General features: G+C 66.3%; 19 protein-coding genes and 3 pseudogenes. 18 read left to right on the top strand and 4 right to left on the bottom strand.

The genetic code is table 11. From position 1 onward, the window contains the following. Window positions 1–4: 4 nt before the first annotated feature. Complete coding sequence (locus tag ACYR7D_RS27440) at window positions 5–937, top strand: lysophospholipid acyltransferase family protein (RefSeq protein WP_459547392.1); 933 nt, start codon at window positions 5–7, stop codon at window positions 935–937. A gap of 271 nt (window positions 938–1,208) precedes the next feature. Here ACYR7D_RS27440 and ACYR7D_RS27435 read toward each other — a convergent pair whose 3' ends face one another. The 4 genes and pseudogenes from ACYR7D_RS27435 to ACYR7D_RS27420 all read right to left on the bottom strand — a co-directional run bounded on the left by ACYR7D_RS27435 (window position 1,209) and on the right by ACYR7D_RS27420 (window position 5,919). Then, entirely contained in the window at window positions 1,209–2,150 is a 942-nt protein-coding gene (locus tag ACYR7D_RS27435; protein WP_459547391.1) for a protein kinase family protein, read from the bottom strand. Between the two features lie 65 nt (window positions 2,151–2,215). After that, entirely contained in the window at window positions 2,216–3,613 is a 1,398-nt protein-coding gene (locus ACYR7D_RS27430; protein ID WP_459550313.1) for a DUF4158 domain-containing protein, read from the bottom strand. A gap of 254 nt (window positions 3,614–3,867) precedes the next feature. Then, entirely contained in the window at window positions 3,868–4,350 is a 483-nt protein-coding gene (locus ACYR7D_RS27425; RefSeq protein WP_459547390.1) for a hypothetical protein, read from the bottom strand. Between the two features lie 412 nt (window positions 4,351–4,762). Further along, window positions 4,763–5,919 (bottom strand): annotated as a pseudogene (locus tag ACYR7D_RS27420) (IS256 family transposase). Between the two features lie 739 nt (window positions 5,920–6,658). Here ACYR7D_RS27420 and ACYR7D_RS27415 point away from each other — a divergent pair. The 17 genes and pseudogenes from ACYR7D_RS27415 to ACYR7D_RS27335 all read left to right on the top strand — a co-directional run bounded on the left by ACYR7D_RS27415 (window position 6,659) and on the right by ACYR7D_RS27335 (window position 26,184). Further along, complete coding sequence (locus tag ACYR7D_RS27415; RefSeq protein ID WP_459547389.1) at window positions 6,659–7,111, top strand: hypothetical protein; 453 nt, start codon at window positions 6,659–6,661, stop codon at window positions 7,109–7,111. Window positions 7,112–7,659: 548 nt separating this feature from the next. Further along, window positions 7,660–8,754: a hypothetical protein gene (locus ACYR7D_RS27410; protein ID WP_459547388.1), complete on the top strand. Its 1,095-nt coding sequence runs from the start codon at window positions 7,660–7,662 to the stop codon at window positions 8,752–8,754. Window positions 8,755–9,281: 527 nt separating this feature from the next. Further along, a protein-coding gene (locus ACYR7D_RS27405) for an IS3 family transposase (RefSeq protein ID WP_459545742.1) occupies window positions 9,282–10,426 on the top strand; the annotation gives its coding sequence in 2 pieces (ribosomal slippage) (window positions 9,282–9,561 and window positions 9,561–10,426; 1,146 coding nt in all). A 1,392-nt stretch (window positions 10,427–11,818) separates the two neighbouring features. Next, window positions 11,819–12,277, top strand: a pseudogene (locus ACYR7D_RS27400) (general stress protein). A 3-nt stretch (window positions 12,278–12,280) separates the two neighbouring features. Beyond that, window positions 12,281–14,161: a molecular chaperone DnaK gene (gene dnaK, locus ACYR7D_RS27395; RefSeq protein WP_459547387.1), complete on the top strand. Its 1,881-nt coding sequence runs from the start codon at window positions 12,281–12,283 to the stop codon at window positions 14,159–14,161. Window positions 14,162–14,169: 8 nt separating this feature from the next. After that, window positions 14,170–14,694 carry a nucleotide exchange factor GrpE gene (locus ACYR7D_RS27390; RefSeq protein ID WP_459547386.1) on the top strand — a complete coding sequence of 175 codons (525 nt, stop codon included), beginning with the start codon at window positions 14,170–14,172 and terminating at the stop codon, window positions 14,692–14,694. Between the two features lie 6 nt (window positions 14,695–14,700). Beyond that, window positions 14,701–15,621, top strand: coding sequence for a DnaJ C-terminal domain-containing protein (locus ACYR7D_RS27385; protein WP_459547385.1), 921 nt, complete (start codon window positions 14,701–14,703; stop codon window positions 15,619–15,621). Further along, window positions 15,618–15,947, top strand: coding sequence for a chaperone modulator CbpM (locus ACYR7D_RS27380; RefSeq protein ID WP_459547384.1), 330 nt, complete (start codon window positions 15,618–15,620; stop codon window positions 15,945–15,947). Before ACYR7D_RS27385 ends, ACYR7D_RS27380 begins: the two co-directional genes overlap by 4 nt. After that, a complete protein-coding gene (gene clpB, locus ACYR7D_RS27375) occupies window positions 15,929–18,562 on the top strand; it encodes an ATP-dependent chaperone ClpB (protein ID WP_459547383.1) in 2,634 nt (877 codons plus the stop codon). The genes ACYR7D_RS27380 and clpB overlap by 19 nt, the downstream gene beginning before the upstream one ends. A 13-nt stretch (window positions 18,563–18,575) precedes the next feature. Then, complete coding sequence (gene trxA / locus ACYR7D_RS27370) at window positions 18,576–19,028, top strand: thioredoxin (protein ID WP_459547382.1); 453 nt, start codon at window positions 18,576–18,578, stop codon at window positions 19,026–19,028. Then, the gene (locus tag ACYR7D_RS27365; protein WP_459547381.1) at window positions 19,025–19,291 is read left to right on the top strand and encodes a UBP-type zinc finger domain-containing protein; all 267 of its coding nucleotides are present in this window, start codon (window positions 19,025–19,027) and stop codon (window positions 19,289–19,291) included. Before trxA ends, ACYR7D_RS27365 begins: the two co-directional genes overlap by 4 nt. Continuing rightward, a complete protein-coding gene (locus tag ACYR7D_RS27360) occupies window positions 19,269–20,996 on the top strand; it encodes an FAD-dependent oxidoreductase (protein WP_459547380.1) in 1,728 nt (575 codons plus the stop codon). The genes ACYR7D_RS27365 and ACYR7D_RS27360 overlap by 23 nt, the downstream gene beginning before the upstream one ends. A gap of 13 nt (window positions 20,997–21,009) precedes the next feature. Next, a complete protein-coding gene (locus ACYR7D_RS27355) occupies window positions 21,010–21,450 on the top strand; it encodes a DUF1931 family protein (protein WP_459550312.1) in 441 nt (146 codons plus the stop codon). 66 nt (window positions 21,451–21,516) lie between these two features. Next, window positions 21,517–22,062: pseudogene (locus tag ACYR7D_RS27350) on the top strand (manganese catalase family protein); the annotation flags it as partial. Between the two features lie 760 nt (window positions 22,063–22,822). Then, window positions 22,823–24,049, top strand: a complete 1,227-nt coding sequence (locus ACYR7D_RS27345) for a cysteine desulfurase family protein (protein ID WP_459547379.1) — start codon at window positions 22,823–22,825, stop codon at window positions 24,047–24,049. Between the two features lie 3 nt (window positions 24,050–24,052). After that, complete coding sequence (gene mnmA, locus ACYR7D_RS27340; protein ID WP_459547378.1) at window positions 24,053–25,153, top strand: tRNA 2-thiouridine(34) synthase MnmA; 1,101 nt, start codon at window positions 24,053–24,055, stop codon at window positions 25,151–25,153. After that, complete coding sequence (locus ACYR7D_RS27335) at window positions 25,150–26,184, top strand: methionine synthase (RefSeq protein WP_459547377.1); 1,035 nt, start codon at window positions 25,150–25,152, stop codon at window positions 26,182–26,184. The genes mnmA and ACYR7D_RS27335 overlap by 4 nt, the downstream gene beginning before the upstream one ends. Window positions 26,185–26,304 lie beyond the last annotated feature (120 nt).

The following is a 26,304-nucleotide window of genomic DNA, read 5'->3' as shown; positions in this document are numbered from 1 at the left end:
TGCGATGGTATTCGCTGTCGATGTGGTGGACCGGGCGCCGGCCCGCACGGTCGCGCACGCCTGGATGCCGGCGAGCCCGTGCGGGACGGGCTGTGTGCGGCAGCGGCCCGAGGCCGGGGTACTGCGGGCGGGGCTGCGTGCCGCGGGCGCGGTCTCGGTACTGCTCGCGTATCCGGTGGCGCATATCGTCACGCCGCCGTCGCGGCGGACCGGTGTGCAGCGGTGTTTCGCGCGGACACTACTGCGCGCCTGCGGTATTCGCCTGCGGGTGGTGGACCGGCGAGCCGGGTCCGGCTCGGCCCGGCCGCGTTACGCCGCACCGGGCACCGGGGTGCTGGTCGCCTGTGGTCATATCGGCTGGGCGGATATCGTCGTCCTCGCTTCGGTCCAGCCGCTCGCGTTCGTGGCGCGAGCGGATCTGGTGGACTGGCCGGTGCTCGGGCGGCTCGCCCGGGTCATGCGGATCGTGCCGATCGAGCGGGAACGGCTGCGCCGGCTGCCCGAGGTGGTGGAGCAGGTGGGGCGGCGGCTCGCCGCGGGCGAGCGGATCGGCTTCTTCCCGGAGGGCACCACCTGGTGCGGTCGTGCGTACGGGCGGCTGCGGCCCGCGCTCTTCCAGGCCGCGGTGGATACGGGAGTCCCTGTGCAACCGGTCCGGCTGCGCTACCTGGACCAGCACGGTAACCGGTCCACGGTTCCAGGGTTCGTGGGTGACGATACGTTGCTGGGCTCGATTACCCGGGTGCTGCGGGCGCGGGGCCTCACCGCCGAGGTGGTCCTCGCGCCGGTCGAGCCGGCCGGTGCGGACCGCGCGGATCTGGCCCGCCGGTGTGAACGTGCGGTCCGTGCGGAGGAATTGTCGGATGCCGCGCATGCGGTGCTCGCGGCGGCCGGTCGGCAGTTGACCGGAGCGGTTGTCGCGGCCCCGGAATCCTGAAGCTGGCGCGAGCCGCAAAGTAGCGGGTGCGGGTTCCTCTCCCGAGGCGGACCGCAGCGCAAGCATCTCCGGACCGGCATCCCGAAGACCCCACTGCACCGCTACCTCACGTCAGCGGCTGAACCAGAACAGTGATCCCGGCGGCTACCTGGCCGAACAGGGCTTCATGTACCTGGCGATATGACTGTTGATCCCGCAGGTTCGGCTGCTCGCTGCCTCTTGGGGCGGCGCTGGACATTCGTGCCGGAAACTGGTTCGGGATGGCACTGGATCAGCCGTGCGGTATGTACTGCGGGATGCTGCGCAGTTCACGCAGGTGCTTGAATCGTTCGACCGCGCCTCGAGTCGCGTTCTCGCTCAAGCCCGCGTCCGAGAGTGCGGAGTGAAGCTGGGCGGCGTCGACTCGATCGAGGGCTGCCAGGATCTCTGGCTGCAAGTCCTCGCCTTTTCCGGCCCACAACTCGAGGAAGTCCGATTTCATCGGCACCTCGAACGGATCGAACGACTCGGGAAAAGCGCGGCCGTGATCGATGGCGAGCAGGTCGAACGTGCCATCGCCGTGGTACACGGTGCGGAAGTTCGCGGGGCGCCGGTCCAAGTTTCCCATGACGTAATCGAGCACGGCAACTTGCTGCTGCTGAAGTTTGCCGTACTCGCGGGCCGCGCGCCCGGGGCCTGATTCGACGAATTGCTGGATCATGCCGGAGCCGGTGTGCTCGCTGTCCGCGCCTGCCACCCCCTCGGTCCGGGCAGTCGGCGGAATCCGGCCGAAGCCGAGTGCCTCGTCGAGGCGATAGGCTGAGACTTCCCGATCTGTCTGCGCACCCCGATACGGCCGGAAATGGAACAAACCCTCGTAATCTTCACCCGCTTCGGGTTTGTAGATGTTCAACTCCCCATCGGTCGAGCGCATCTTCCGAATCGACACGCTGGAGGCTTCGCGGACGTCCTTCAGCATTTCGTCGCTGAACTCGACGTCGGCGTCCAATCGGCGCCCGGCCATGGCCGCTTCGGCTGCACTGGGCCGATGGCGCCGAATACCGGCCCGATCCGGGCGCTCCCACATCTCACCGTCGGGGAGCTGCCACAGAATGTGTGAGCCCCCGTCAGCGCGTTCGATCCGATAAGCGCCCTCACGCATGAGACCGCCCGTGGTTCGATAGAAGTGAACGAGCGCCTGCGTGGCCTGCTCCACCTTCTCGCCCAACCCCATGGCCAAGCGGCGTGTGACAGAGCCGAGAAGACTTCCCTCACCACTCACCGGGAGACTCGGGAAGTTCAGCCCGCGACCCGTTCCTGGGTGAGATCCAGGCGGGTGTTCATGTCGAGCCGGAAGCGGCCGTAGGGGTTGATGTTGGACCAGAACAGCGGGCTCAGCGCGCGGCGCATATGCCGCAACGCGGCCTCGGACTCCGCATGCTCGCCGGTATTGACGATCGCCCGGATTCCCATGTTCGTTCCCAAGGCGAACAGGTCGAGCAGGAGCCGTCTTCGCAGCGTGTCGCGGTCGATCACCTCCCGGGAGGCCATGGAGGTGAACTCGGCGGTGAAGTCGGTGAGAAAGTCGGCGTCTTCGAGTACATCGAGGAGATCGAGGGTGCCCCAACGCCGTGCGACCTCGGCCTTGATCTTCTCCAGATTCTCCAGCTTCGGCACGCTGATCCACTGCTCACCGCGCCACCGGGTCAACCGGATACCGCCGGTGGTGTTCTCAGCCAGGCCCGTATCGAGGCGGGTCAGGGCATCGGTCATGCGCTGGCGGAGCCCGGCGATGAATTCGGTTGGATCCAGGGGCTGGCGGATCGCGGCGTAGTGCACCTCGCGGGCGGTGTCGAAATCGCCGGGTAGATCGTCTTCGCGGTTGCGCCACTGGTTGCCGCCATCGACGTAGATCTCGCGGTGGCGGATCGCATCACGCAACGCGACCAGCACACACAGCTCGTACGGGATCCGCTCGACCCGACCCTTCTCATCAACCACCGCCTTCCGCCACGCCTTGGGCACCACACCATCGAGCGGAGCCAAATCCGAGCCGAACATGCGTGCCGCCCGCGCCCGCCAGGCATCGACCAGCTTGTCACTGGCGTCGGCGAACAAGTCCGTGGGCAATTCGAGGGCTCGCAACGCGGCCAGCTTGTCCACCTCCCGCAACAGCGTATCGAGACTGACCTTACCCGGGTCGGACTCCAACGGCGCAGCACCGACAGCGACCAAGTTGTTCAACCGGTCGACCGACAGCTCGCTCAGCCGTGAAACGGTCCGCTCGAAGAACTGTTTCTCGAAACTCGCCCGCGCCGACCCGATGATCCGCTCAATGTGCCCCGGCGGTTCGATCCGCTCACCGCGGCACCGCACCAGCGGCGCTTCACGCAACTGCTCGTCGCGCAGCTCAACCGGGCACACCTCGGCCGCCAGCTTGTCCTCGTCACCGCGGGAGAGCTCCCGGAACCCGAACGCATCGCGTACCTGCGCCCGGTAGTACTCGATCGTGCGCCCAGACCAGCGATACTCACTCAGCAATCCGCGATCAACTTTCATCTGATCCGCCATATACGCCACCGCGACAGTGGACAGTTCTTCCGGACGGGCAGGAAACCGGGCCTCGGTCTCGGAGAACTTCAGCACCAGACCGAACCTGAGACGCGTCGCACCGGTCTTGTTCCCTACCGGTGCCAGTCATCCCCGACCAGCGTCCACGCCCCGATCGAACCCTCGGTCGACCACTCCTGACGCACGCCCGGAAACAGTAGCCGAGTCAGCCTGAGCACGAAGCTACTTTGCGGCTCGGGGCAGCTTCAGGATTCCGGGGCCGTCGCGGGGTGATGCGCCGGAGCGTGCGGCCGGGTCCGAGAACGGATCCGGCCGCTGCTGTTCATATATGACGACTCGCCGACATATGCGCCGCTATGTAACGGCGCTTTGTTTGGTGATCAGCCGGCGCTGCCGGTGCCCGGCAGCAGGCCCGGGAGGCCGGGCAGGGGCAGGGGTGGCAGCAGGCCGGGCTGGGCGGCGGGGATGTGGGGGTTGGGGACGGGGAAGGCGGGCAGTCCGCCGCGGGGGCCGGGGCGGTCGTGGTTCCAGTGCGCGGGGGCGTCGTAGTCGCGGCCGCGGCCCCGGTCGTGGCGGTCGGGGTACTGGTTGTGGCCGCTGTTGAGGTGGTCGTTCCAGCCGTCGTAGTCCTGGCGGTGGTGGTCGCGGTAGCCGTAGTGGCCGTTGTCGTCCCAGCCGAAGCCGCCGTCGTTCCAGGCGTGGCCCTCGCCGTCGTTCCAGCTGCTGCTATCGCCGAAGCTGTGGCCGGAAGCGTCGGCGAGGGCGGTGCCGGCGGTGAGGGTGAGCGGTGCGAGGGCGAGGACGGTGATCGCGGCGATCCGGGCGGCGAGGCGGCGGGTGCGCTGCTGGGGGTTTCGGTTCATCGTGGGTCCTCACTCGGTCACGCACCCGGGGTGGGCGGGGTGGTCGCACTGCTTCGAGCGCCTATCGGAACACTGACTACCGTACCGCTAAACAACGGCACGTTCAATAGGTGAATAGCGAAAGTTGTGTTCACCGTCTCTGCGGCGCCGCCGGATGAGCGGCTCATGAAGGAGATGAGCCGACTGCGGAGGGAGTGTGGCGACCGACCGGCGGGAGTGAAGACCCGGGACGCGAGGTGGTCCGAACCACCCGACCGCAGACGGGGCCGAAAATCCCAGCCGGGAATATCGAGGTGTGTGGGACGGCTATCCTTTACTGGTCATGAAGTCGGCACAGCGTTTCCTCAGGTGGTCCTGGTCAAGTCCTGTGGCGTGGTGTAGGAGGGGTGGTCACCGCTGATCCGGGTGTTGGTCAGGCGGTGAGTTCTGCGGGGGTGTCCCCCTGTTTATCGGGGCCGGTGGTGGTGATGGCTCGGGTGCGGGCGAGGACGTCGAGTCCGAGGTAGCGACGTCCTTCGATCCATTCGTCGTGTTGCTCGGCCAGGGCGGCGCCGACGAGGCGGATGATCGAACCGCGGTCGGGGAAGATCCCGACCACATCGGTGCGGCGCCGGATCTCCTTGTTCAACCGTTCTTGGGGATTGTTCGACCAGATCTGGCGCCAGATCTGTTTCGGGAACGCGGTGAACGACAGCAGATCCGCCCGTGCCGCATCGAGATGCTCAGCGACTTTCGGCAGTTTCTCCGACAGAGCATCGAGCATCCGATCATATTGGGCGGCAACGGATACCGGATCTGCTTGGTCGAACACCGAATGCAGCAGAGTCCGCACCCAGGGCCACGATGTTTTCGGGCAGACCGGCATCAAGTTGACCGTGTAATGGGTCCTGCATCGCTGCCAGGCCGCGCCGGGCAATGTCGCGCCGATCGCGGCCACCAGGCCGGCATGTGCGTCGGAGGAGACGAGCTGGACCCCGGTCAAGCCACGGGCGACGAGGTCACGGAAGAACGCCAGCCAGCCGGCGCCGTCTTCACCGCTGGTGACCTGCAGGCCGAGGATCTCACGGTAGCCATCGGCATTGACGCCGGTCGCGACCAGACAGTGCACGTTGACCACACGTCCGTTCTCGCGGGCTTTCAGCACCAGCGCATCAGCGGCGACGAACGTGTACGGGCCCTGATCCAGAGGCCGGGTGCGGAACGCTTCGACCTGGGCATCCAGGTCAGCAGCCATGACCGGCACCTGCGACTTCGACAACGAAGTGATCCCCAGGGACTCGACGAGTTTCTCCATCCGCCTTGTCGATACCCCCAGCAGATAGCACGTCGCTACCACCGAAGCCAGGCTCGTTCGGCGCGTTTGCGCCGCTCGAGCAGCCAATCCGGGAAATACGATCCCTGCCGCAGTTTCGGGATCGCTATGTCGATCGTGCCGACCCGGGTATCGAAGTCACGGTGGCGGTAACCGTTACGGGAGTTGACGCGGTCGTCGCTGCGCTGGCCGTACTCGGCACCACAGACGGCGTCGGCTTCGGCGCTCATCATCGTCTGGATGAACGAGGCGAGCATCTGACGGAGCAGATCCGGGCTCGCGGCGGCGAGTTGCTCGGCGAAAGGGATGTTCGAGTCGATACGCTGGACAGAGGTCATCGCGTGGTCTTCTTCCTTCTGAATGACTTGGTAGGTCTTCTGAAGGATCACGCGGTGACCACCCCTTTCCCGGTTACGACACGCTCAGACTCGGTCCGGCGTCCCGGTCGTACACCATCCTGCTGGACTCAACCCGATGGACTGCTCCCAGCGCTGCCCGGCCGCGTTGAACCGGAAACTTTCGGTTCGCCTGCCGGCCCGGTCGGCTTCGCGTGTTTGTCTCCTCTGCCACACGGTTGTTGCAGAGTGGGCACGAACGGGTTCCTCGCAGAACCAGCGTCCACGGCTACTGGGCCCACGAGGCCCGGTAGCGCGGATCACGGCGCCAGGTGGAACAGCAGACCCACCGCCCGGGTTGAACCCACTGTCGACGCTCTGGACAGCCCCGGGCCTCACCCATTTTGTCGCTACGAGCGACCACTCGCCGAGAGGCGCATGTTGGGCGTCGACTCCCCTACCAGAACGTGCCCAGTGTAGCCCTGCTTGGCGGCGTTCATCGTCTACACCACCCCGCCCTTAATGGCCTATCCGGCAGGCGCGTCGGCCAGTTGCAGGTCTCCCGCGCTCCGACAGCCGGTGAGGACGTGAGATGTGCCTTCGCACGCACAGCGGCCTCCGCGGGCGGAATCCCCCGACTGTCTCTGGATGGGAGGAGAACTTGACGCGCACACTGACGATCCCTCGCGGGCGTCTATCCAACCTGCCCACCCGCGACCGCCTGTTGATCGCGCTATGCACCAACGCCGATGATTCAAACCCGATCTGCGCGTGGGCACGTGAACTCGTCCGTTTACATCGTATGTGCACGGACATGCCGGCAGCGGCGGCGCAGTGTGAGGGCCGTCGAATCGAACTCATCACCCAAATCGACGAATTGGCTGCCACCATCGAGCCGTCGCGGATGGTTGCCCATCCGCGGACGATCGGCACATTGATCGACCGGATGGCCGCGGCCGCCGAGCGGGCGATGCGCGAACTGGCCGCCTCGGGGGCTCGTTCGGAGCAGATGCACGAGGCATGGACGCAACTTGCCGAGCTCGATGTCGAATACAGCGACCTGCTCCGCTACACAAGTTCAAAAGGGGAATGCTGCACGATTAGGTCACAATGATGACGTGCCTCACCGATTGGGTTCCAATTCGGGTTGCTGACTGACAGCCTTACCGAAAGGCTGACCCACGTGCCACGCGCTTATCCCACCGAATTCCGGACCCGAGCCATCGCTCTGGTTCAGGCAGGTAAACCCGCCAAGCATACCGCTGCCGAACTGGGCATCCACCCGGTCACGCGGTCGAAATGACTGCGCCAGGACGACATCGATCACGGACTACGTCTGGGCAACCCGTCGGTGGAGTCGGCTGAATTGCGCGCTGCCCGCCGCCGGGGACGAGAACTCGAAACCGAGGTCGCGATCATCCGCCACGCCGCGAAGTTCCTCGGTTAGGATACTTCTGGCTCAAAACAACGATACCCGGTGATCGACAGCCTCGTCGCCGGTCGACCGAGTTGCTTGGCGTAGCACGGCGAGTTGGAATGTGAGCGTATCCCCGCTCTCAGTGCTTGCATAACCGAGGCGGCTCAGTGCGACGGGGACAGGTTGCCATCGTGAGGCCGCTTCCGGTCGAGTTTGGGGACAGCTCGCGAGGGTATGCGTCGCAGGTGAACGCGAACGAGCACGGGGCGGTCGGCCGATCCGGTCCGGCCGGCGAGCAGGTTTCGGTGTTGCTGCTCGCGGATCCGGGCAAGGCTGCGACTGTGGCGGAACACCTCGCGGAGTCTTTGCCGGCGCGCCTGTTGGGCCGTGACCGTCTCGAGCGTCGGTGGACGACATCCGTGCGCCGCGAGCCCTATCTTCCCGACGAGCAAGCAGATTTCGCCGACGTGATCGACACGGTCAATCCGTCCGCCGAAGCGGAAGACCTCGTTGTGTACCTCACCGATCTGCCGCGCCGGGAGGACACCCTGCCGGTGGTAGCCGATGTCAGTGCCCACCACGCCTTCGCGCTCATCTCCCTGCCTGGAGTGGGCGGCATCGATATCGAGCGACGCCTGCGCATTGTCACCGAACTCGCGATCACCCACATACTCGATGACCCGGAACTCACGCCTCCCGGCGCGGCGCGACGGTTCCCGTCGGAGCAGATCGAGGGCGGTATCCGGTACTTCACTTCGCCGGGGTTGCAGCGACTGCGCCTGCTGTCGGGGATGGTGCGGGCCAACCGGCCGTGGCGGCTGGTCACCGGGCTGTCGAAGGTGCTGGCCGGTGCTTTCGCCACCGGAGCGATCGCGCTGGCCACCAGCACGATCTGGATGTTTGCCGACACGATGGGTCCCTGGCGTATGAGCGCGGCGACGGTCCTGTCGATTTTGGCAATGGTTCTGTGGCTGATCCTTGCCCACGAACTCTGGGAGCGGCCGAAAGGGCGGACCGGGCGCAGTCGATCGGTGCTCTTCAACGCCGCGACCGTTGTCACTCTGGTCATCGGCGTCGGCGTCCTGCACGTGGCCCTGTTCTGCCTGCTGCTGTTAACTGTATGCCTGACTCTGCCCCCGGTACTGCTGTCCCGCGTTCTGGAGCACGCGGTGAGCTCCTCCGATTACCTCACCCTTGCTTGGCTGCTGGCGTCTATCGCGACCATCGGTGGGGCGCTCGGGTCCGGTCTCGAGGACGACACCGCGGTCAAGGAGGCGGCGTACGGGGTCCGGCAGCGACAACGCCTCGAGGACCACAGCAATCGGTCGAACGAGGCGTGATGATCATGGCGTGAGAAGCGTGCACTTCCAACTCGATCGCCGACGGCTTTTGCCGTGTTCCGGCGGCCGGTCGATGAGCGGAGTACTCGCTGAGCAATCTCCTCGGCTGGTGCCGGGCGCGCAATACGTCGGAGATTTGGGCCGAACGGCCGCGGGTCGGCGTTCCATCGAACGATCCGGCCGCGGACGTCCTTCTCCGGCGCGGCTGACGCTTTGTGGATCCGTTCTGGGCGAGTTAGGTGCAGGGAAGAAGCGCGGGGTCGCGGTTTCGCAGGGCACATCACCGGGGACTGCCGGCGAGCCCGGGCGGCGCGCTGGCGGTAAAGTGGCGCGCCGCCCACTGCTTCTCGGGACAGCCTCGCGACGCGGTCTGTCAATTGCCGGCCGACCCGCAGCGCGAACTGCCCAAATCGGCGATTGACGGCTGGTCGGCACCGTTCCAGAAGGTCACCGGACACAGGGGACTGCCCCCGGTTTGGTTGACTCCTGACCTGTGAGGATCGCTCCTCGCTGGAAGGATGTCCCTCATGCCGAAGCCATATCCCGAAGAGTTCCGCCGTGACATCGTCGCGGTCGCCCGTAAGGGCGAGATCTCGTTGACCCAGATCGCGAAGGACTTCGGAATATCGCAGAGCTGTGTGAAGAACTGGCTCAAGCAAGCCGATATCGACGACGGCCACCGGCCCGGCGCCACCCGTGACGAGTCGGCCGAGCTGCGCGAAGCGCGTAAACGGATCCGTCAGTTGGAACAAGAAGCCGAGGTCATGCGCCGCGCGGTCGCCTATTTCTCGCGTGACGTCAACCCAAAATGAGTTACCCGCTGGTCCTCGACCTGGCCGCTGACGGTATCCCCGTCGCGGTGACCTGCCGGGTACTCGGCTTCTCCACCCAAGCGTTCTATAAATGGAAACGATGCCCTGTCTCGCAACGCGATTGGGACGACGCCCATCTGATCAACGCCGCTCTCGACATCCATGCCGACGACCCGGCTTTCGGCTACCGATTCATCGCCGACGAGCTGCCTGCCCGCGGTATCCGTGCGGGCGAGAACAGGGTCCACCGGTTGTGTTCAGCCCAGCGGATCTGGAGTGTGTTCGCCAAGAAACGCGGCCTGAACCGCAAGGCCGGCCCGCCGGTCCACGACGACCTCGTCGGACGCCACTTCACTGCCGCCGTTCCGGACGCGGTGTGGTTGACAGACATCACCGAGCACTGCACCGGTGAAGGAAAACTGTATTTATGCGCTGTCAAGGACGTGTTCTCCAACCGGATCGTCGGGTATTCGATCGATTCGCGGATGAAGGCGTCGTTGGCGGTGTCGGCACTGAACCATGCCGTCACTCTCCGAGCGCCTACCGCGACGATCGTCCACTCCGACAGGGGCAGTCAATTTCGCTCTCGGAAGTTCGTGAACGCATTGTCGAGCAATGGATTACGAGGTTCGATGGGCAGAGTCGGGGCGTGTGGTGACAACGCTGCTATGGAGTCGTTCTTCGCGTTGCTGCAGAAGAATGTTCTCGACCGGGAGCGGTGGGCGACCCGCGACGAGCTCCGGATGGCGATCGTGGTCTGGATCGAGAAGACCTACCACCGCACCCGTCGGCAACGCCGACTCGGCCGCCTCACCCCGATCGAGTTTGAGACAATAAACCGGCCCGCACTCGCGGCCTGAAAGACCAAACCCGCGAGTCAACCAAACTCACAGCAGTCCCCAGTGCTGATCGGATACCGGCGCGGTACCGGCTCTCAGCGGAGGCGGCCGAGCCGCTACGACGTCGCCCGTGACCGGCTCACGTCCTGGTGGCAGACCCTCGGCCCCGACCAGCAGCACATACTGATCGCCGGCAGCGACGACTGGTGGCCCGAGGCCCTCGGTGAATCTTCTCCGTCTCGGAGGGTGTACTCACCGAATCACACCATGACGGCGTCTCTGGTGAATGCGAGACCAAGATCTATGTCACGGCGATGACCCGCACTTCTAGGATGGACATCTCACGTCCTTACCCGTACTGCACGCCATCGGTGGGAGCAGCTCGAACCGACCGCCAGCGGTTGAAGCAGAGGCGAGGAGCTCGAGCACACGACAGGCCTCGCCGGACCGGCAGGAGTGTGGCTCGTGCGCCGCGGTTTCCGAGCCGAGTTCGCTGGCGCGACGAACGCAAATCCGGGTGTGTTCTAGGGTATCTCGATAGGGCCGGGGAGTAGCGATAGCTCCACGATCGCAGGTGCCACAGCGGTCGACGGAAATTTCTGTGTCGTCTTGATCGCTCGTTCGGATCTGCCCGGCGCAGAACGCCTCAGTTTATGCAAGTCGCTCCGGCGTCGATCGAGTCATCGAGGAAAAACTTGGTTGCCGGACAACGGATTTTCACGCCGGCCGCCGATAACTGACGACTCGAATCCGACCGAGTCGAAAAAGATTTCCGGCTTGTAGTCACCGCGTCGCACCATGCTGTGGCTGTCGTGATGAGATCGCGGGGGCGTTAAAGGATTCGCTCATGAGCCGCCGATGCACGTTGGCGGCACTCCCTGAAACGATTGTCTTGCGAGCTTATCCGGCATCCATGCGATCGGTTGGCGATGTTTGGGACAGCGATGCCCGAGTGACCGCCGGCCTGAAACCGAATTGGGCCCGCGACCCGGCGGGATGGACACCCTGCCGACGACCTGACTCTCTACCTGAAGCTGAGGCAGTTGTATTTCGTATGGTTCCGGGGGAGGGTTTGTCTAGGCCTAATCGCCTTTGCTTTCGACTCGATCGGAACCTTGTCACAGGATGCGTCGGCTGCAATAATTTTGCGTATCGGGAGTTCTGCTTACGGAAGCACCATGTAGCGGCTAATGCGTTGAGCCCGTAGACACGAGCCGCTTGAACGGTCGGTCTGGAGCCGCGCCGGTGTGGAGTGTGGTCGTAGCCGTCTCCTGTCTCATCGTATGTCCACAGGCGGATGAAGAACTTTATGCGGTTGGACCGTGCGTGAGTTCAACCCTACTGCCCGGACCGCCGAGCCGGTACGCGTGCGCGGTTCGGTGAACCTCGAACCATCGACGCCGAGGGGGCGTGATGTCAGAGTTCAGTGCCGGGACCTCCGCGGCGGTTCCGAGGCGACCAGCATTGTCGGTTGCCGACGTGGACAGCTGTGCCGCCGCCGGAAGCGACATCGATACCTCTCCGGCCGACCTGGCGCGGTGCACGACCGGTGATCGTCGGCCGAGCCGTCGCGGGCCGGTGCGACTACGGATGAGAAGCGCCGCCAGTCGCCGCTGCCGGCGTACCGTTCGGCTGTTCACCCGGGTGAGTCCAGCCGCTGCTCACGAGCCTCACGCTCGCCTTCTTCGGGCTGGTGTTTGGTGTTGTTGTCGGCGCTGTGCTCGGCCCGCTCGTCAGGCGCTGCCGGACGGTCGGCACGACTTGACCTCTATCCAGTCATTACAAATACGTCGCTACGAGGTCCTCGCCGACGTCGCCGCCGCGGACGAAGCCGTCTGCCTGCTCACCGGCCGGACCGATCGAAGGGAATGAGTCATGGCAACTGCAGTAGGTATCGATCTGGGCACCACCAACTCGGTCATCGCGAGCTGGCAAGGCGGCGAGGCGGTGGTGATCTCCAATGTCGAAGGAGCACGGACGACGCCGTCGGTGGTGGCGTTCACCGAGAGCGGCGAGCGCCTGGTGGGTCAGCTCGCCCGTCGGCAGGCGATCTTGAATCCGAAGGGCACGATCTACTCGGCGAAACGCTTCATCGGACGTCATTTCGACGAGATCTCCGAGGAGGCCAAAGCGGTGAGTTTCGACGTCGTGCCGGGGGACAACGGTGAGGCACGATTCGACGTGCGGGGTAAGAAGTACGCGCCGGAGGAGATCAGTGCCCTGGTGCTGCGCAAGCTCGTCGACGACGCGAGCAAATTCCTCGGTGAGAAGGTCAAGGAAGTGGTCATCACCGTTCCTGCCTATTTCAACGACGCCCAGCGTAACGCCACCAAGGACGCCGGTCGTATCGCAGGCCTCGAAGTCCTGCGGATCATCAATGAGCCGACCGCCGCGGCTCTGGCCTACGGCATGGACAAGCAGACCCATGAGACCGTATTGGTCTTCGACCTCGGTGGCGGCACGTTCGATGTGAGTCTGCTCGATGTCGGCGAGGGGGTGGTCGAGGTGCGGTCCACGGCCGGTGACTCCCACCTCGGCGGTGACGACTTCGACAGGCGTCTGGTGGACTACCTCGCCGACGAATTCCAGCGTGCGGAGAATATCGATCTGCGCAAGGACCCGCAGGCGTTGCAGCGCCTGTTCGAGGCGGCCGAGAAGGCCAAGGTCGAGTTGTCCTCGGTGACGCAGGCGCAGGTCAATTTGCCTTTCGTGACCGCTGACGCGAACGGTCCCAAGCATCTCACCACGACGATCATGCGGTCGAAGTTCGAGGATCTGACGGCCGATCTGGTGGAACGCTGCCTCGGTCCGGTGAAGCAGGCGATGAGTGACGCCAAGGTCACCGCCAACGATATCGACGAGGTGATCCTGGTCGGCGGTTCGACACGTATTCCGGCGGTGCAGGCGCTGGTGCGCCGGCTCACCGGCGGCAAGGACCCCAATATGAGCGTCAACCCCGACGAGGTCGTGGCGCTCGGTGCCGCGGTCCAGGCGGGCGTGCTCAAGGGCGAGGTCTCCGATGTGCTGCTGCTCGATGTCACTCCGTTGTCCCTCGGCGTCGAAACCCAGGGCGGGGTGATGACCAAGATCATCGAGCGCAACACCACGATCCCGGCTCGGCGCAGTGAAGTGTTCTCCACCGCGGAAGACAATCAGTCGGCAGTGGATGTCGTGGTGCTGCAGGGCGAACGTGAACGAGCCGCTGACAATCGGGTGCTGGGACGGTTCCGGCTGGAAGACATCCGCCCCGCGCCACGGGGCGAGGCCCAGGTCGAAGTCACTTTCGATATCGACGCCAACGGCATCCTCAATGTCACCGCTCGCGACAAGGACACCGGTAAGGAACAGAGCATCACGATCAGTGAGCAGGGCAATCTGGACCAGGGCGAGGTCGAGCGCATGCTGGCCGAGGCCGAACGGAACCGGAGTGAGGACGAGGCGCTACGGAAAGCGGTCGATGCGCGCAACGCGCTCGATTCGGTGGCCTATCAGGTGGAACGGCGGCTCGCCGAACTCGGTGACAGTGCCCCGCCGCACGACAAGGCACGCGCCGAGATGCTGATCGCCGACGCGAGGAAGGCTGTGAACGAGGGTGCTTCACCGGCGGAGGTGCAGCCACTCACCTCGGAGTTGCAGCAGCTGCTGTACGGGCTCGCACCGGCCCAGGCAGGTAGCGACGGACACCGGGCAGGCAGCGCAGACACCGCGTCGTCGGAGGACGACGACGTGATCGACGCCGAATTCGACCGGAGCTGAGGTACGCGATGGAGAGCTCTGCAGATCGTTCGACGACCGAGCCGGCCACCGAGGGTACCGATCGGGATCAGGCCGCGGCGCCGCCTGATCCCACCGGTGCGGAGACCGCGTCGGCTCAACTCGAGGACCGCTGGCGCCGGGCCCTCGCGGATCTGGACAACCTGCGCAAACGCTATGCCAAGGATCTGGGCCGGGAACGCGCTGCGGAGGTGGCGAAGGTTTCCGCGGCGTGGCTGCCGGTTCTGGACAATCTGGAGCTCGCGCTGGCCCACGCCGGTAGTGATCCGCAAGCTGTCGTCGAGGGTGTGAAGGCGATCCGGGATCAGGCGGTGCAGGTGCTGTCACAGTTCGGTTTCGAGCGCCACGACGAGGTCGGTGTGCCGTTCTCCCCGGAACTGCACGAAGTGGTGGGTGTGGTGGATCGCCCGGACCTCGACTCGGGGACCGTGACCGAGGTCGTGCGCCCCGGCTACGGCGAAAACGGGCGGCAGTTGCGTCCCGCCGCGGTGGTCGTCAGCCGGCCCGAGGGATGAGCAGCGATGGCGCGCGATTACTACGAAGTTCTCGGGGTCCCGCGTGGCGCCGGCGCCGACGAGATCCAGCAGGCGTACCGGAAGCTGGCTCGCAAATATCACCCCGATGTGAACAAGGACCCCACTGCGGAAGACACGTTCAAGGAGGTGAACGAGGCCTACCAGGTGTTGTCCGACCCGGACACCCGCAAACGCTACGACCGATTCGGTGAGGACTTCCGGCGGGTGCCCGAGGACTACGAGGGACGGGTCCGGGCAAGCGCCGGTGGATACGGTGGCAGGGGCTATGGCGGCGGGGGCGCAAGGGTGCACTTCGGTCGTGGTTTCGGTGGCCAAGGCCCCGTCGACTTCGAGGACCTCTTCGGGCAGATGTTCACCGGCGGTGGCGGGTATGGGCCGATTCCCGGGGCGGATCAGGAAGCGGAACTGGAACTGACGCTGGAAGAGGCGTATCGGGGCGGCAAACGCACTCTCGGACTGGACGGACGACAGTACGACGTCGACATTCCGGCCGGTGTCCTGGACGGGCAGCGAATCCGGCTGGCCGGGCAGGGCGGTCGAGGCGGTGGTGACGCGCCGCCCGGGGATCTGTACCTCGTGGTGCGGATCAGGCCGCATCCCCGATTCCGGATACAGGGCCGCGACATCTACGTCGACCTGCCCGTATCACCCTGGGAGGCGGTTCTCGGCGCGACCGTCGTCGTGCCCACCCCGGGCGGGGAGGCGAAAGTCAAAGTGGTGCCGGGCTCCTCGACGGGGCGGAAGCTGCGCTTACGCGGAGAAGGAATGCCCAATCCACGGGGCCCCGCCGGCAACCTCTACGCCGAGATCAAGGTGATGGTGCCGTCGAAACCGACCGCACGCGAACGGGGTCTGTTCGAGCAACTGGCCGCCGAATCGAACTTCGATCCGAGGAAAGTGAAATGAGCACACCACTGCCGGGCGCCCGGTACGTCTTGGTTCGCCGTACCGGATTGTCGCCGGATGCCTTCGCCGCACGAACCGGGCTACACCCCGACCTGGCCCGAAAACTGGTCGCTCTCGGACTGCTCGACGCCCACCGCGATGCCGGCGGCGAGATGTCGTTCGAACCATCCGCAGTGGCCCATGCGGCCCGCATCCAACGGCTGAGAACCGGTCTGGGCCTGAACTACTCGGCAATCGGGCTCGTGCTCGATCTGCTGGATCGAATCGAGAAACTCGAAGCCGCTTCCCGCAGAAGGAGGACGCCCCCATGGACACCGGCAGCCTGACCGAGAAGTCACGAGAAGCCCTGCAGGAAGCGCAGAATGTAGCGACCAGAATGGGGCACACCGAGGTCGACGGTGAGCACCTGCTGTTCGCGCTGGTCGACCAGCAGGAAGGATTGGTGCCCAGACTGCTCGAGCAGGCCGGGGCGAATGTCGATGCCCTGCGATCCGATCTGGAGCGTGAACTGTCGCGCCGGCCGAAGGTCAGCGGACCCGGTGCGACGCCCGGTCAGGTGATGATCACTCAGCGGCTGGCCAAGCTGCTCGATGCCGCGGAGCGGGAGTCGAAGCGGCTCAAGGATTCCTATGTCTCGGTGGAGCATCTCGTGATGGCCCTCTCCGAGGAGGGGTCGGCCAGTGCGGCCGGACGGGTCCTCGCGAGTCATGGGATCACGCGAGAGTCGTTCCTCACTGCCTTGACCGCGGTGCGTGGCAATCAGCGCGTCACCTCGGCGACCCCGGAAGGTGCGTACGAGGCCTTGGAGAAGTATGGACGCGACCTCGTCTCCGAAGGACGGGCAGGCAGACTCGATCCGGTCATCGGCCGGGATGCCGAGATCCGCAGGGTAACGCAGATCCTGAGCCGGAAGACGAAAAACAATCCGGTACTGATCGGCGACCCCGGCGTCGGCAAGACCGCGATCGTCGAGGGTCTGGCCCAGCGCATCGTCCGCGGCGATGTGCCCGAGGGCCTGCGCGATAAGACGATCTTCTCGCTCGATATGGGTTCCCTGGTAGCCGGGGCGAAATACCGCGGCGAGTTCGAAGAGCGACTGCAGGCGGTGCTGTCCGAGGTCAAGGCGGCAGCGGGCCGCATCCTGTTGTTCGTCGACGAATTGCATACCGTTGTCGGCGCCGGATCGGTCGGCGGGGAGGGATCGCTCGACGCGGGCAATATGCTCAAACCGATGCTCGCCCGCGGCGAACTGCACATGATCGGTGCCACCACACTCGACGAGTATCGCAAGCACATCGAATCCGACGCGGCACTGGAGCGCCGCTTCCAGACGGTTCTGGTCGACGAACCCACCGTCGAGGATGCGATCTCGATTCTGCGTGGTCTCCGGGAACGCCTCGAGGTGTTTCACGGCGTGAAGATCCAGGACGGTGCACTGGTGGGCGCGGTGACCCTCTCGCACCGGTACATCACCGACCGCTTCCTTCCGGACAAAGCGATCGATCTGGTGGACGAGGCCTGCGCGCGGCTGCGCACCGAAATCGATTCGATGCCTGCCGAACTCGACGAACTCACCCGTAAAGTCACCCGCCTGGAGATCGAAGAGGCCGCGCTGTCCAAGGAGGCGGACGCGGCCAGCAAGGCGCGCCTCGAAGAGCTGCGCAAGGAACTGGCCGACCTGCGCGCCGAAGCCGACGCCCGGCACGCTCAGTGGGAGGCGGAGCGGCAGGCGATCCGGCGGGTGCAGGAACTGCGCGGAAAGCTGGAACGACTGCGCCACGAAGCCGAGGAAGCGGAGCGCAACTACGACCTCAACCGGGCCGCCGAGCTGCGCTACGGCGAGATCACCGAGCTGGAACGCAGGCTCGAGGCGGCAGAGGAGCAACTGACCACCAGGCAAGGCGGGAATCCGCTACTGCGCGAAGTTGTCACCGAAGACGAGATCGCGGAGATCGTGGCCGCATGGACAGGCATCCCCGTCGCCCGGCTACAGGAAGGTGAGCGCGAGAAGCTGCTCAAGCTCGACGAGATTCTGCACGAACGGGTCGTCGGCCAGGACGAGGCGGTACAACTGGTCGCAGACGCGGTGATCCGGGCGCGGTCCGGGATCCGCGACCCGCGCCGCCCCATCGGCTCGTTCATCTTCCTGGGCCCGACGGGCGTGGGCAAGACCGAGCTCGCGAAAACACTGGCCGGCGCCCTCTTCGACAGCGAAGACAATATGGTGCGCCTGGACATGAGCGAGTACCAGGAGCGGCACACGGTGAGCAGGCTCATCGGCGCGCCCCCCGGGTACGTCGGCTACGACGAGGGTGGCCAGCTCACCGAGGCGGTGCGCCGCAAGCCGTACTCCGTGGTGCTCTTCGACGAGATCGAGAAGGCCCACGCCGACGTCTTCAATACCCTGCTGCAGGTGCTCGATGACGGCCGGATCACCGACTCCCAGGGCAGGCAGGTCGATTTCCGCAACACCGTGATCATCATGACCTCCAATATCGGATCCCATCACCTCCTCGACGGCGTCACAGCCAACGGTGAGATCAAGCCGGACGCACGCGAGCGGGTGCTGGGGGAACTTCGCGGCCACTTCCGTCCCGAGTTCCTCAACCGGGTCGACGACATCGTGTTGTTCACCCCGCTCACCCTGCCCCAGATCGAACACATTGTGGATCTACAACTCATCGACCTCCGGAACAGGTTGGAGCAGCGGCAGATACGCCTGGATATCACCGCGGAAGCACGCCGGCTCATCGCCGAACACGGATTCGACCCGGTCTACGGCGCGCGGCCGCTACGGCGATACATCGCCCACGAGGTCGAGACCAAGATAGGTCGCGCGCTATTGCGTGGCGAGATCGAGCCGGGAGGCGTCATCCGGGTCACGGTGGACGGCGGCGAGCTCGCTGTCGCCTACGCCGAACCCGCTGTGGCGGCGGCCTGAGAAGGGCGCCGTCATGAGATCCGAAACGGTGAAATGCGCGCACTGCGGGAAGATGAACAAGGTCCCCGCAGCGGGAGCAGGCATACCGCGCTGCGGTAACTGCCATGAGCCGCTGCCCTGGATCGCCTCGGCAGCAGATGACGATTTCGCGGAGATCGCCGAGAATTCCTCGGTGCCTGTGCTCGTCGACCTCTGGGCCACCTGGTGCGGCCCGTGCCGCATGGTCAGCCCCGCACTCGAGCAGCTCGCCCGGGAACGCGCGGGTCGGATCAAGCTAGTGAAGACCGACGTGGATGCTGCGCCCGCGACCGCCGAACGATTCACCGTCCGCGCCGTGCCGACTCTGCTCGTGGTGGACCGGGGCCGGGTCCTGGCACGTCAGGCCGGAGCCGCTCCGGTACCACAACTGCGCGCCTGGCTCGATCAGGCACTCTCGGAAAAGGCAGGCCAGGAGACCAAGTCATGACTTCTGTCCCTGTGGACCCACACGTGACCGCCATCCGCCCCGTCGCACCACGGACCCCGCAGGGCTGCGAGGAATGTCTGCGCCTCGGCACCCCGTGGGTACATCTGAGGCTGTGCCTGACGTGCGGACACGTCGGTTGCTGCGACTCCTCACCGGGCAAGCACGCGAGCGCGCACGCTCGCGTCATCGGTCATCCGATCGTGCAGTCGATGGAGCCGGGCGAAGATTGGCGCTGGTGTTATGTCGACCAGAACCTCGTCTGAGGACGCGACTTCCCTCCGCGACATCCCGCAGGTCGACGACGAGACCCCGGATGAGCTGGGAGCATTTCCGCGGCTGACGGACGACCAGGTCGCGACGCTCGAATCCGGTGGCGCGCGTCGGCCGGTACGCGCCGGCGAGGTGCTGGTCCGAGAGGGCGAACCCAGCAAGGACTTCTTCGTGATCCTCTCGGGGAAGGTCGCGATCATCGACGAGGGCGAGGGAAGAAGCGAACGCCGGATACTGCGGGTGCACGGTCCCGGCCGATTCCTGGGCGAGCTCGGGCTGCTGGAAGGCCAGGTGGCGTTCTTTACCGCCGAGGCGATCGAGGACGGTGAGATACTCGTCGTGCCGGCCGCCCGGGTGCGCGAACTGGTGGCTCACGATCTCGTGCTCAGCGATCTGATCCTGCGTGCCTACCTGGTCCGCCGGCACCTGCTCATCGGGCTCGGTTCGGGATTCCGGATAATCGGCTCCTGCTATTCACCCGATACGCTGCGGCTTCGCGAGTTCGCCATGCGAAACCGGTTGCCACACAGGTGGATCGACTTGGAGCAGGACGAAAGGGCCGAGCAGTTGCTGCGCAGCCTCGACGTCGCGCCCGAGGACACTCCCGTCGTGATCTGGCACGGCGAGAAGGTGCTGCGCAATCCGCCGAACGCCGAACTCGCCCGCATCGTCGGGCTTCCGGCTCCGGATCCCGTCCGGGACGCGACCCAGGACGTGTCCGACCTCGTCGTGGTGGGGGCGGGACCGGCCGGTCTCGCCGCTTCGGTGTACGGCGCTTCGGACGGGCTGAACACGGTGACACTGGAATCGATCGCCGCGGGCGGGCAGGCCAGTACCTCCTCCCGGATCGAGAACTACCTCGGCTTCCCGGCCGGTATCTCCGGTGCCGAATTGGCGGAGCGGGCCGTGATCCAGGCCGGGAAGTTCGGTGCCGGGCTGCTGGTGTCGGCGGAGGTGACCGGTTTGGTGCCCGAGGGCGGGCATCACGCGCTCCGGCTCGCGGACGGCGGTGTGGTTCGCGGCCGGGCCGTCGTGCTCGCCACCGGGGCGCGATACCGCAAGCTGACGGTTCCGGGGATCGAGGCGATGGAGGGCACGAGCGTGTACTACGCCGCGACCCATCAGGAAGCGCGGATGTGCGGCACCGACCCAGTGGCCATCGTCGGCGGCGGAAACTCCGCCGGACAGGCCACCGTGTTTCTCGCGGGCAGTGCCTCCCGTGTCCACCTGCTCATCCGCGGCGGTGACCTCGAGAAGAGTATGTCCCGGTATCTGGTCGACCAGATACAGCGCCATCCGCGGGTGACCGTGCACCGCAATACCGAGGTTCGTACGGTCCACGGGGAGAAGTACCTCGCAGAGATCGTGGTCGAGAACAATCACACGGGGGAGCAGGACACTCTCCGGGTGCGCGCCCTGTTCGTCTTCATCGGGGCGATGCCCTACACCGGGTGGCTGGCCGACACGATCGAACTCGACGACCACGGCTTCGTCCTCACAGGCATGGGCGCGGTCCCCGCCCGAGGCGACGGCACACAGCGGACCGGTGCCCGGTCGCCGAGGACGCTCGAAACAAGCCTGCCCGGCCTGTTCGCCGCGGGCGATGTCCGTAGCGGCTCCGTGAAGCGGGTCGCATCCGCTGTCGGCGAAGGCGCGATGGCGGTTCGCCAAATCCATGAATACTTCGACAGGAGCTGACGATATGCCAGTAATGGGTACCGTGAAATTCCAGCAATTCTTCCGGGCAGTGGCCGGCCTGCAAGTCGACCGGAACGATCTCGAGCGGTATACGGATTTCGTCGACGAGAAAATCTACGACCTGATCCTCATCGGTAAGGCCTCGGCGAAGGCGAATCTGAGGGATGTGATCGAACCGGGGGACCTCCCGATCACCAAAGGACTACAGGAGAGCATCCACCGGTTCGAGAAACTGGACCAGGAGATCGAACTACAGCCCATACTCGATCAACTGACGGCCCGGCCACCGTTGGACATGACCCTTTCCGAGGCGACCGAGCAGCGACTGCCGCTGATTGCAGGCGGCTTGAGCGTGGCACTGGCGCACACATTCGTCACGATCGAGCCGGACCGAAAGAACCCCGGGACCGCCGAATGGAAGGTCGCCTTCGACATCTTCCACCTCCTGCTCTGACCACCCACTCCCAGCCCGTCGAGCCAGTAGATCACCGCTTGCCGCGACGGCTAATCTGTTACGCACCACGGGGTGCCCTGGAACGGCCGCTACATCGTGGCCAGCGGCAACCTGCTCGCCGACTTCTACGCCAACGTCACCGCCGAAGCCCAGGGCAGGGTCCAGACCGCGCGGCTCTATCACATGACCGACGACCCAGGTGTCAAAGATATGTTGAAGTTCAACCTCGCCCGCGACACCTACCACCAGAACATGTGGCTGTCCGGTATCGAACAGCTCAAAGCCGACGGGTTGGAAGGCGCCGTCGCCCCCAACGCGCTGTTCGACCAAGAACACTCCGAACACGCCACCAGCCTCTGGCACCTGTCCGATGGAGCCGAAGCCGACCAGGGCAGGTGGGCCTCGGGCACCGCACCCGACGGCGTGCACGAGAACGGTTTCCTCGCCGACCCCCAGCCCCTCGGGGACAAGGCGTCGGCGCCGCCGCCGCCGGACCCGAAGCTGTATGCCACCTACGACGGCTCCCAGGGCAAACCCCGCTCCACCGCCCTGGGCACCCAGGCCGGACTCGTCGGCAAAGTCAAAGACGCACTCGACCCCGACAAGCCCTGACCCGGCATCGACCCGGGAGCAGTAGGGCGGTCTTCGGGCACGGTGAGCAGCAGGTGGCCGAAGCCGGTGCGCAGCCGGACGTCGGCGGCCGAGCCCGGAGGTCGCGGCCGCCGGGCCACCCAGGCGTATCCGAGGCCCAACGGCCTGGTAGTAGGTATCACAGCGGCGAAGCGGAACAGCAGACCCACCATCGGGGTTGAATCCATTGTCGGCGTCCTGGACAGCCCCGGGCCCCACCCCTTTTGTCGCTGCGAGCGACCACTTGCCGAGAGGCGCATGTCGGGCGTCGACTCTTCACCAGAACGCCGCCGGCTCCCCGACCCGGCGGCGTTTCCGTGTCAGCACCATCGGGAACGGGCACACTGTTCAACACCCGACCAACGGTCAAGTATCAGCTGATGACGTTCGGTCAAGCATGTCCTGAGCCCGCACAGCGACACCCCCGGGTATTCCGCGCGGCGTGGCGTGCGGAGTGACAGACGCCGTTTCCCTTCCACCAGCGGGATGGGAAACCCCACTTGGTCAGTCGGCTCCAACCGCGCTGCTCCCGGGGGTGGGCCCATCCGGCCCGACGGCACAGTCTGTGGCGTTCAAGGCCACGGTTATGCCGGCGCCATCTCTGTCATCCGGGCAGGTAAATGGAGGAATGTCGGTGGTGCCTGCACTGTTATGAATCGTGTGGAATTTGTAGAAAAATTGTAGAAGGAGGGGGGAGACCCCAAAGATGACCAGGTCAACGGTGGGATAGGCTTTGTCGGTCATGAAGTCGGCTTTCCCGGGTGCTGTCAGCGGTGTGCCCACGACGGTCTACCTCGATCATGCGGCGACCACACCGATGCTGCCCGCCGCCGTCGAGGCGATGACCGCTGCCTTCGCGCAGGTCGGTAATGCTTCCTCGCTGCACGGATCGGGCCGGGCGGCCCGGCGGCGGCTGGAGGAGGCGCGGGAGTCCATCGCCGCGGATCTGGGGGCGCGGCCATCCGAGGTGATCCTGACCTCGGGGGGCACCGAAAGCGACAATCTCGCGATCAAAGGTATCTACTGGGCCCGCCGCGACGCCGATCCCGCCCGTACCCGGATCCTGGCAGGGGCCACCGAGCACCATGCGGTACTGGATGCCGTCGAATGGCTGGAGCGGCACGAAGGGGCTCGGGTCACCTGGTTGCCGGTCGACGCCGAGGGCATCGTGACTCCCGAAACCCTGCGCGCGGCGCTGGCCGAGTATCCCGACGAGGTGGCGCTGGTCACCGTCATGTGGGCGAACAACGAGGTCGGGACGATCCAGCCGGTACACGAACTGGCGGCGGTGGCACAGGCGGCCGGTGTGCCCATGCACAGCGACGCCGTGCAGGCCGCGGCGCAGCTGCCGATCGATTTCGCGTCCTCCGGGCTGGCGGCGGCCAGTTTCGCCGGCCACAAGCTCGGTGGGCCGCACGGGTCGGGGGTGTTGCTGCTGGGGCGGCAGGTGGGGTGTGTACCGCTGCTACACGGTGGCGGTCACGAACGTGATCTGCGTTCCGGGACCTCCGATGTGGCGTCGGTGGTGGGCTTGGCGGCGGCACTGCGTCAGACGGTGGCGGAAATGGACTTCCGGGCGAAGGAACTGACCGGGCTGCGCGACGAGCTGATCACCCGGATACGGCAGATGATTCCCGACGCCGTACTCAACGGCCCGCACGATGCCCGCCGGCTCCCGGGTAACGTCCATTTCACCTTCCCCGGGTGCGAGGGCGATTCGTTGCTGATGCTGCTGGACGCCGCGGGAATCGAATGCTCGACGGGTTCGGCGTGCACGGCGGGGGTGGCCTCACCCAGCCATGTGCTGATCGCCATGGGCGTCGGGGCCCGGGAGGCGCGGGGTTCGCTGCGGTTCTCCCTGGGGCATACCTCGCGGCGTTCCGATATCGAGGCCCTGCTGGATGTGTTGCCGCAAGTGGTGGAACGAGCCAGGGCCGCGGGCCTGGCCGGTGCGAGAGGAGGTGCGTAGCGCATGCGCGTACTCGCCGCGATGAGTGGTGGGGTCGATTCGGCGGTGGCGGCGGCCCGGGCCGTCGATGCCGGGCACGAGGTGGTCGGGGTGCATCTGGCACTGTCGTCCGCGCCGGGCACCCTGCGCACGGGGTCGCGCGGTTGCTGCTCGAAGGAAGACGCGGGTGACGCCCGCCGGGCCGCCGACGTTCTCGGTATCCCCTTCTACGTCTGGGACTTCGCGGACCGCTTCAAAGAAGACGTGATCGACGATTTCGTCGCGGCCTACGCGGCGGGGGAGACACCGAATCCCTGCCTGCGCTGCAACGAGAAGATCAAGTTCTCCGCACTGGCCGACCGGGCGGTCGCGCTGGGTTTCGACGCCGTGGTCACCGGGCACTACGCCCGGCTCGCCGACGGGGTGCTGCGCCGGGCGGTGGATGCCGACAAGGACCAGTCCTATGTGCTCGCGGTACTGACCGCCGAGCAGCTGTCCCGGGCGATGTTCCCGGTGGGCGACACCCCCAAGCCGCAGATCCGTGCCGAAGCCGCCGAGCGGGGGTTGGCGGTGGCGAACAAACCGGACAGCCACGACATCTGCTTCATCCCCTCCGGTGATACCCGGGCCTTCCTGGGCGCGAAGATCGGTATCCGTCCCGGGGCGATCGTGGATTCCCAGGGCGCCGAACTGGGCCGGCACGACGGTGTGCACGGTTTCACCGTCGGCCAGCGCAAGGGATTGGGCCTGCCCGGTCCCGGCCCGGACGGGAAACCGCGCTACGTCACCGATATCGATCCCGACTCCGGCACCGTGCGGGTGGGGTCGGCCGACGATCTGCAGGTCTGGTCCATCGACGCGGAACGGGCCGTCTGGACGAGCGGTTCGGCACCCGAGGGTCCGGTCGACTGTGTGGTGCAGGTCCGTGCGCACGGCGGCACCGCGCCCGCCACCGCGGAAGCGGTCGGGGCCGGGCTGACGGTGCGGTTGCGCGAACCGCTGAGCGGGGTCGCGCGGGGGCAGGCGGTGGTGCTGTACCGGCCGGATACCGCCGGGGACGCGGTGATCGGCAGCGGAACCATTTCCGCGACCGCGCGGACCGCGCCGGCGGGCGCGTCGCGATGACCGCGGCCGGTTTTCCGGCCGGCGCGTCGACGGGGGTCGGGTCCTGGCCGGGGACCGATCCCCGGGAGGCCGCGGCGGTGATCGTCGGCGAGCTGCCGGAACTCCCGCATCTGGTGGAACTCCCCGCTCGCGGGGTGGGCGCGGATATGATCGGCCGGGCCTCGGCCCTGCTGGTGGATATGCCATTCGACACCACCCCGCGTGGTTACCGGCTGGCCGCCCGGCCGGGTTCGGTATCGCGGCGGGCGCGGGATCTGCTGCGCACCGATCTGGACGCGCTGCAGGAAGCCTGGGAGAACGCCGGGCTGCGGGGTTCGGGACGGCCGGTGAAAGTACAGGCCGCCGGTCCGCTGACACTCGCGGCGCAGGTGGAGTTGCCCGGGGGGCACCGGGTGCTCACCGATCGGGGAGCGGTGCGGGACCTGGCGGATTCGCTGGCCGAGGGACTGGCCGCCCATCTCGCCGAGGTGGGTGCGCGGCTGGAAACCGAGGTCGTGCTGCAGGTGGACGAACCGTCGCTGGGTGAGGTGCTCGCGGGTTCGCTGCGCGGTGCCAGTGTGCTGAACACCGTCCCCGCGATGCCCGAGCCGGAGGCGCTGGCGATTCTCGATACGGTATCGGCCGACCGGTCGGTGCCGGTGCTGGTGCACACCTGTGCGAGTCCGCCGCCGCTGGCCTTCTTGACCCGGTCCGCGGCGGGCGCGCTCGGCTTCGATCTCGCGACCCTCTCCGGGACCGCGGGCCTGGATGCCCTCGGGGCCGCCATCGATCAGGGCAAACACCTGGTGCTGGGCGTTGTTCCCACCGCGCGCCCCGGGGTGCCGGTGACCTGGCGGGAACTCGCCGAACCGGGTGCGCGGCTGATGGACCGCCTCGGTTTCCCGCGGGCCGAACTGGCCCGGCGGGTGTCGGTGAGCCCGGCCTGCGGACTCGCCGGTGCGCCGCTGAGCTGGGCACGCGAGGCATTGCGCCTGGCCGCCGATACCGCGCGGGCCTTCGCGCAGGATCCGGAATCGCTCGCCGCGCGCTGATTCCGTGCCGGGGTCACACACCCTGCCCGCGGGTCGAACGGCCGGCTCGGTGGCCCATCGTCGGGTCGTTGTCTCGAAAGCCCCTCCGGTGCAACGGTTTTCCCCTGTTCCGGCGCCGGC

The organism is Nocardia sp. X0981, from assembly GCF_977089955.1.
The sequence above is the reverse complement of the archived record's forward strand: the minus strand, read 5'-3'. Positions and strand labels throughout refer to the sequence as shown.

Bases quoted from the DNA above. Each gene is read 5' to 3' on its own strand.
- ACYR7D_RS27345 (WP_459547379.1), top strand. From the start codon at position 22,823: ATGAAGTCGGCTTTCCCGGGTGCTGTCAGCGGTGTGCCCACGACGGTC.
- ACYR7D_RS27380 (WP_459547384.1), top strand. From the start codon at position 15,618: ATGAGCACACCACTGCCGGGCGCCCGGTACGTCTTGGTTCGCCGTACC.
- ACYR7D_RS27390 (WP_459547386.1), top strand. From the start codon at position 14,170: ATGGAGAGCTCTGCAGATCGTTCGACGACCGAGCCGGCCACCGAGGGT.
- mnmA (WP_459547378.1), top strand. From the start codon at position 24,053: ATGCGCGTACTCGCCGCGATGAGTGGTGGGGTCGATTCGGCGGTGGCG.
- clpB (WP_459547383.1), top strand. From the start codon at position 15,929: ATGGACACCGGCAGCCTGACCGAGAAGTCACGAGAAGCCCTGCAGGAA.
- ACYR7D_RS27360 (WP_459547380.1), top strand. From the start codon at position 19,269: ATGTCGACCAGAACCTCGTCTGAGGACGCGACTTCCCTCCGCGACATC.
- ACYR7D_RS27385 (WP_459547385.1), top strand. From the start codon at position 14,701: ATGGCGCGCGATTACTACGAAGTTCTCGGGGTCCCGCGTGGCGCCGGC.
- ACYR7D_RS27425 (WP_459547390.1), bottom strand. From the start codon at position 4,350: ATGAACCGAAACCCCCAGCAGCGCACCCGCCGCCTCGCCGCCCGGATC.
- ACYR7D_RS27435 (WP_459547391.1), bottom strand. From the start codon at position 2,150: ATGGGGTTGGGCGAGAAGGTGGAGCAGGCCACGCAGGCGCTCGTTCAC.
- ACYR7D_RS27335 (WP_459547377.1), top strand. From the start codon at position 25,150: ATGACCGCGGCCGGTTTTCCGGCCGGCGCGTCGACGGGGGTCGGGTCC.
- ACYR7D_RS27355 (WP_459550312.1), top strand. From the start codon at position 21,010: ATGGGTACCGTGAAATTCCAGCAATTCTTCCGGGCAGTGGCCGGCCTG.
- ACYR7D_RS27440 (WP_459547392.1), top strand. From the start codon at position 5: ATGGTATTCGCTGTCGATGTGGTGGACCGGGCGCCGGCCCGCACGGTC.
- ACYR7D_RS27365 (WP_459547381.1), top strand. From the start codon at position 19,025: ATGACTTCTGTCCCTGTGGACCCACACGTGACCGCCATCCGCCCCGTC.
- dnaK (WP_459547387.1), top strand. From the start codon at position 12,281: ATGGCAACTGCAGTAGGTATCGATCTGGGCACCACCAACTCGGTCATC.
- trxA (WP_459547382.1), top strand. From the start codon at position 18,576: ATGAGATCCGAAACGGTGAAATGCGCGCACTGCGGGAAGATGAACAAG.